This window comes from uncultured Clostridium sp. (genome assembly GCF_934754915.1).
Taxonomy (GTDB): Bacteria; Bacillota; Clostridia; order Clostridiales; family Clostridiaceae; genus Clostridium.
The window spans coordinates 1-6,982 of record NZ_CAKVKB010000155.1 but is presented as its reverse complement, the minus strand read 5'-3'; the positions used below and the strand labels follow the sequence as shown (position 1 = coordinate 6,982).

The window sequence follows — 6,982 nt, the reverse complement described above, 5'->3', positions numbered from 1 at the left end:
TAATTAATTTAATAAAATTAATATATTGGTCATTTCTTAATTTTACAACAAAACAATCTACTTCTATATTCTTTAATCCAGTTCTAACAGATACTATCTGTCTATTTATATTAAAAAATCCTGGATTAACAACATCTTTAACTTTTACTATTTTTATATTTATATCATTAATATTTTTCATAATATTAACTGTTCTTTCATAATCAGAAACATAGCAAACTACAATTATTGATATTGATTTTAATAATTCTTTTTTTATCTTTGAAATTCTATTAAATATTTCTACATATGCATTTTCATGAAATGGTCCATGCAATAAAATACATATTTTTTTTATCATATATATTCCTCCAAATTTATAGCATTCTTTTTATAAAAAATCTCATTCAATAAAACCTTACATATATCTACATAAGTTGAATTCTTTTCTTTACTCTGCTTTTTCTTTGAATTATTTTCTCCATATATATTGTATATAGGAATATAGTAAAAATTAAGTTTTATTAATTCATCAGCTATAAATTGAAACATCATTCTATTCACATCTTTTTCCTCTATAATAATATCTTTTAAAACTAAAACTTTATTATTAATTAATGCGCCTTGAATATCATAGTCAATATCCATATTTCCAACTGCTATAGCTGCTTTTCCATTAATATTGCTAATTAATTTTTCAAAACAATTCTCTAATTCATCACTGTGTTTCTCATCAATTCCTAATACAATGTTAACTTTTGTTTTTATCAGCTCATTAGAAATACTATTAAAAATATTCTTTTCATTAATGTATAGTATATCATTGACCTCATTCACTATTTCTTTAGATTTATTCTTTACTTTTGAATATGTATCCAATTTAAATTTAACTGAATTTTCAGGATCCACTAATTTTTTTAAATTTTCTAATTGTATATTAGCTATTTTTTTTCGTTCACTTTTTCCTAATTTATAAAACTTTTCTATAGACTCCTCTAATTGATTCTCTCTAAAAGGATTAAATGCTGTTATTAATTCACAACCTGACATAAAATCATAACAACCACTATATATAGAAGCAATAACTGGAATACCCTGATAAACATATTCAGTCATAGCTACTGGAAAATTTTCAAATGGAGATGCAAGTACTGCAACATCAGATATAGAAGAAATCATTTTTTTTCCTTTTTTTCCCATAAAATCATAAATTTCTATATTACTCCTGTATTCTGGAGGAATATTTTTATACAACTCTAACTTTTCATCTTGACCAGTAATTGCATTTATAGATGAATTTCCTGCTAATATAAGAATTGAATTTGATTTTGTTTTTTTACAAAATTCAATAAAAGCATTAACTAAACCATTTTGATTTTTTCGTCCTTCTACTCTACTAATACAACTTATAACAAATTTGTCTTTATATCTGCTTGTGTCAATTGTTGCATCTACATCATGCACTAATGCATCTTTTGATTCTATTTTAATATCTACTGGATGTCTCATAGTTTCAACCGATGATAAACAATAATTTTTAGCTACATATTTTGAAAGAAAATTTGATGGTGATTCATTCATATCAGACAAAACCATTTGAAGTTTTTCTCTTTGATGCGCTTCTTGAATATGATAAGGTGCTAAACTTATCGGTAATTTCGAGCTCCATTCAAAACATTCTCTAGATGCTGTATGGTTATTAGTTATAAAAATAGTATTTTCAAGTTCATTACCATATTCACTCCTATATAATAATGATTCTAATCCTAATCCTAAAAATTCAGCTACTTCTACATAATTAGGCTTTATACTTTTTAAAATTTTCAATACAGATAATCCTTGTTGATTATAATTTCCTTCTATAATTTTATATATATGAAAATTACTTTCTTTCAATAATTCACAATCTTTATCAAATACAGATGCCAATATATACACTTCATATTCATTGCTATACATTTTTAATATTAACGATACTAGTTGATATAAATAACTTGCTATACCACCGTGTCCTGGATATAATCCAAATTCATGTGCTACAAATACAATTTTTTTCATTATCTAATCCTCTCCATATACAATATTATATTATTATACGTATCATAGGGAGATAAAAACTTGTATAATATCTCCCCCTACATAAAAATATAATTTGCAATTATAATATCTTTAATGATAATGGATTTTTTAAAAATTTATTTAAATCTTCTGGTATACCGAGTCCATACATTCCATTATCCTCACTACCTATATTGTAATATACAATTTTCTTCTTATCTTCTATCATCTCATTATATACAGGTGCAACATAATATTCATTATTTACACGTATATCCTTACTAATCATTTGTTTAGCATATTTAACAAAATCTGATCCATGCTTATAATTATATATTCCAACTGTAGCTTCATTTGAAATAACTTCTTTTTCTCTCAATAATGTAACAAAATCATTTTCATCATATTTTATAAATGACCACTTTGGATCATCAGCAGTCATTGTCATAATTAATCCATCATATTCCTTCATTGACTGAAGATAATCATTGATATTAATATCCACATATTGGTCAGAATTAGCTATCATCATAAAATCGTCATTGTCAATATATTTTTCTGCTAAAAGCACAGTACAAGCCGCTCCTTCTGTAACTTGATCAACAGGAACTATTACACAATTTGGTGCTATTTTATTTAATTTGTTCTCTAAATCATATTTATCCAAATGTTCTTGAAGACAAATAAATATAAATCTATGTTCTTGCTTAGGTGTTATATTTTTTACAACATATTCAATCATGTGTCTTCCATGTACATAAATCAATGGTTTAGGTAATTCATACCCTGCATTAGCAAATCTGCTACCACGTCCTGCCATAGGTACTACAATATTAATCATCTTTTCTTCACTCCTCTAAACATTACTCTTCTGCAACATATTTATCATTATTTGCACCAGGAATTTTAACTACTGTATTTACTGAATCTGTTATAGCATAAAAATCAGTTACATCATTTGGCTCCATAATAATTATATCTCCTTCTTTATATTCTATCCCATTCATTCTAACTCTACCAGAAACAATAACAGTTATTTCAGTTGCTACTTTATGATAATGTGCTTGTTCACATTCACCAGCCTTATATGATTTAACAGCAACTTCTACATCATTTGTTGAATATATAGTTGGAGAAAAATTTCCAACAAACCATCCTTTTGTCATATCACTTAATTTTGAAGTGTACACTTTATCTATTCACTCCTTTTAAATAAGCTTCATAATCATCCATTCCTCTTTGATCCTTCAAATAAAAATATTCTGAAGTATCAATCTTAATACATCCTATTTTCTTTTGCTTTAATACCATTTCATTAAAGCTCGGACATACATAATATTGCCCCTCAACACTTGCGCCTTTTAATATCATATTCTCAGCTGCCTCAACAAAATCTGAACCTTTCTTAAAATAATATTGTCCTGTTGTTGCATTTCTACTAATTGGTCTTTTTTCAGCAGCTTCAACTACATATCCATTATTATCTAATTTTATATATGACCACTTAGGATGAATTGAATCAAAGCTTATTACTCCACCATCTAAATCTCTTCTTTTAAATTCTTCTATAATTTCCTTCCAGTCTCTAGTTATTAATTGCTCTACTCCAGATATCAGCAACGGTTCTTCTGAATCAATATGCTCTATTGCTAATAAACATGAACAGGCAGACCCTTGAGTATTTCCCTCTGATATAATAATTTTAATATCAGAATTCAGTAATCTTAACGTATCATCAAGATGGTAATTTTTTATATCTTCTTTTCTCAAAACAAAAATAAAATTACTATTTTGAATTTTAGAAAGAGATTCGTATATGTGTTGAATTACTATTTTCTTTTCTATTTCATATAATCCTTTAATATATTGATTTCCATTAATCACAGCATTATTTCCAGCTATAGGTATTAATATATTCATAAATTACCTCCTAAATTCTTCCTTGCTCTGCTAATTTAATATGATGTTTTATATTCTCTAAATTTACATCATAAACAGTTGATACTTCCATCACATGTGCATTGGCTGCTTTGGCTGCTTGAATTCCATTTTTATTATCCTCTACAACTAAGCATTCTTCTGGCTTTAAACCCAATTTGGATATAGCAACTTGATATATCTCCGGATCTGGTTTTCCTTTTTTAACATCTTGATTACTCAAGAAGAAATCTAGATATTGAATCAAACTACTTTTTTGCATCATCAAATCAACAGTATTTCTTATTGAATTGGATGCTACTGCAAGATGATAACCCTCAGATTTTAAATTAGAAAGGGCATACTCATGCACAAAAAGCGGATGACAATCTGTAAAAATTTTATCAACAGTATATTGTTGTTTTAAATCATTAATAAACTTATGTAATTTTCTTGGCATACCTCTTTCCATACTAAGCATCTCTAATTTTTTAGATGTTGGAAGTCCATCATATGTAACTAAATGATCATATCTACTAATTTCATATCCAAATAATCTCAAAGCCTTATTTAACGCTTCATAATGCCATTCTTTAGCATCAATTAAAACCCCATCCATATCAAAAATAATAGCTTTTATCATTAATTATCTTCCTTTCTAAATCTATACTTGTCCAAAATATTTCCTTGCTTCTAAAGGAAAATCTGTACACAAAATTATATTATCAAAATTTATATTGAATTTTTTTAATTTTTCCCAAAAAGCAATATGATCTTTCTTATGTAAATCAGGTGATACCAAACATACCTTTTTTCCGTTTTTTATATGCCTATTTAATAATTCCTCTGTAATCCATGAAGCATCTTCAAATGCATCAATCCATACACCTTTTGCATCATTATATAAGACCAACTCTTTTTCATATTCACTCTGTCTTGTAAAAAAATCTATACCATATTCCTTATATTCAATCATTTGTGGTACAGACATATCAAATGTAAAATAATTTTTTATATTATATTTATCCAATAATTTAACTAATAAATCTTTTAATCCATCTGATTTTATATTTATAGCAAAACAATATTTATCATTATATTCTGATAATTTTTTAAAAATATCTTCTGCTAAATAACTTTCTTCATTTGCTATATTGTGAGATATTACAAGTTTACCACAATAATCTCTTATATCTGATTCAAATCCGAATTCATTATCTAACGCTTTCACTAATGCTTCATATGAATTATTTTCAATAATATTGTTCCAATACCCTCTATGTGCTAAGATTTTCATTAAGTAACCTTCTTTCTTAAATTTATTATTTTTACAATATATACTTATCACACACAACATCACATTTATCTAACATGCGAATATTGCCGTGATCAAGCCATAATACTCTATCACACATTTCTTTTATCTGTTCTTTAGAGTGTGAAACAAAAAGTACTGTTGTTCCACCTGACATAAGCTGCTTCATTCTTTGTTTACTCTTTTGTTGAAATGCTTCATCTCCAACAGATAAAATTTCATCAACTATCAAAATATCGGGATTTACAACTGTAGCTATTGAAAATGCTAATCTCATCATCATACCTGAGGAATAATTTCTTATTGGAACTTCAATAAACTCTCCAAGCTCTGAAAATTCTACTATATCATTATATTTATCTTGTAAAAAGGATTTAGAATACCCTAATATAGCTCCATTAAGAAAAATATTTTCCCTTCCATTTAAATCCATATCAAATCCCGAACCTAATTCTAACATTGGTACAATATTTCCCTTCACAGTAACTTTTCCAGTTGTAGGTTTCATAATTCCAGATATTATTTTCAATAATGTACTTTTTCCAGAACCATTATGTCCAATAATACCTAAAACTTCTCCTTTTTTTACATTAAAATCAATATTTTTTAATGCCCAAAATTCACTATATGATAACTTTTTACTTAATGATTTTGTTATAAACTCTTTTAATGAAAGAATTTTATCATCACAAAGCCTAAAATTAATTGATACATCTTTAAGTTCTATAATTGTCTCTGACATGATTCCACTCCTAAATCATAAATAAAATATAAACTTATCTTGGTTCTTTTTAAAAGCAAATGCACCTATAGCCAACATAATTATTGCATTAATTGCGCAAATGAAATATATTCTAGGTTCTGGTGAAATTTCATCAATTATACATGAACGAACAAAGTTCACATAATAATACAAAGGATTAATTTTTAATATTCCAACAAAATTTTTAGGCAGTATATTTTCTGGATAAAAAATAGGTGTTAAATACATCCAAATCATACTAAATACTCCCCATAAAAACTGAGTATCTCTAAAAAATACCATTGATGTAGACAATATAAGTCCTAATCCTAGAGAGAAAATCATTAAACATAATATTGCGAAAATACTAAGAAAGATTGCTTTAGTCAATACAATTCCTGAAAATAAAGTTATTAATAAAAGCGGTATAAGAGAGATTAATAAATTAACAGCAGATGATAATACTCTAACCAAAGGATATATATATTTAGGCACATAAACTTTAGTCATCAAATTAGCATTTCCTAATATTGATGTCAGAGTCATGCCACAAGCTTCTGAAAAGAAATTAAACATTACTACTCCAATAAGTAAATACACATGATAGTATGGAATATCATTTTTAAAAATGTTCGAAAATACAAAATATTGAACCAACATTGTTAAAAGAGGATTCAAGAAACTCCAAAAAATTCCGAGAACTGATCTCTTATATTTTGTTTTAAAATCCCTTGCTACCATCTGTTCAATTAAAAATTTATACTTTTTTATAGCAATAAAAGCATTAAAAATTAAAATTTTTTTACCATTCTTTACTTTATAGTTCATTATAATACACCAAATTAAAACTAATATTGCACCTAAACAAACAAACTTCCAATAGTGTATTCCAAACCATATATAACCCACACGGCAAAGTCGTCCTTGCGCGACTTGGCAGGTGCCGGGTGTGCGGCGGCATATCCGAGCGC

General features: G+C 26.8%; 9 protein-coding genes. All 9 read right to left on the bottom strand.

All coding sequences use genetic code 11. From position 1 onward, the window contains the following. The coding region (locus Q0F58_RS16110) for a WavE lipopolysaccharide synthesis family protein (RefSeq protein ID WP_294378827.1) at positions 1-340 on the bottom strand (340 nt) is incomplete at its 3' end. Next, complete coding sequence (locus Q0F58_RS16105) at positions 337-2,037, bottom strand: glycosyltransferase (protein ID WP_294378824.1); 1,701 nt, start codon at positions 2,035-2,037, stop codon at positions 337-339. The genes Q0F58_RS16110 and Q0F58_RS16105, both read right to left, overlap by 4 nt. A gap of 100 nt (positions 2,038-2,137) precedes the next feature. Further along, the gene (locus Q0F58_RS16100) at positions 2,138-2,878 is read right to left on the bottom strand and encodes a glycosyltransferase family 2 protein (protein WP_294378821.1); all 741 of its coding nucleotides are present in this window, start codon (positions 2,876-2,878) and stop codon (positions 2,138-2,140) included. Positions 2,879-2,900: 22 nt separating this feature from the next. After that, positions 2,901-3,227: a hypothetical protein gene (locus Q0F58_RS16095; protein WP_294378819.1), complete on the bottom strand. Its 327-nt coding sequence runs from the start codon at positions 3,225-3,227 to the stop codon at positions 2,901-2,903. Between the two features lies 1 nt (position 3,228). Further along, positions 3,229-3,957, bottom strand: a complete 729-nt coding sequence (locus Q0F58_RS16090) for a glycosyltransferase family 2 protein (protein ID WP_294378816.1) — start codon at positions 3,955-3,957, stop codon at positions 3,229-3,231. Positions 3,958-3,967: 10 nt separating this feature from the next. Beyond that, positions 3,968-4,597, bottom strand: a complete 630-nt coding sequence (locus Q0F58_RS16085) for an HAD family phosphatase (protein ID WP_294378813.1) — start codon at positions 4,595-4,597, stop codon at positions 3,968-3,970. A gap of 21 nt (positions 4,598-4,618) precedes the next feature. Next, complete coding sequence (locus tag Q0F58_RS16080; RefSeq protein WP_294378810.1) at positions 4,619-5,251, bottom strand: hypothetical protein; 633 nt, start codon at positions 5,249-5,251, stop codon at positions 4,619-4,621. Between the two features lie 31 nt (positions 5,252-5,282). Next, positions 5,283-6,011 (bottom strand): ABC transporter ATP-binding protein, encoded by a 729-nt coding sequence (locus Q0F58_RS16075; RefSeq protein WP_294378809.1) that lies wholly within the window; start codon positions 6,009-6,011, stop codon positions 5,283-5,285. A 15-nt stretch (positions 6,012-6,026) separates the two neighbouring features. Continuing rightward, positions 6,027-6,982 (bottom strand): ABC transporter permease (locus Q0F58_RS16070; RefSeq protein ID WP_294378806.1); only part of this gene is annotated, 956 nt, incomplete at its 5' end.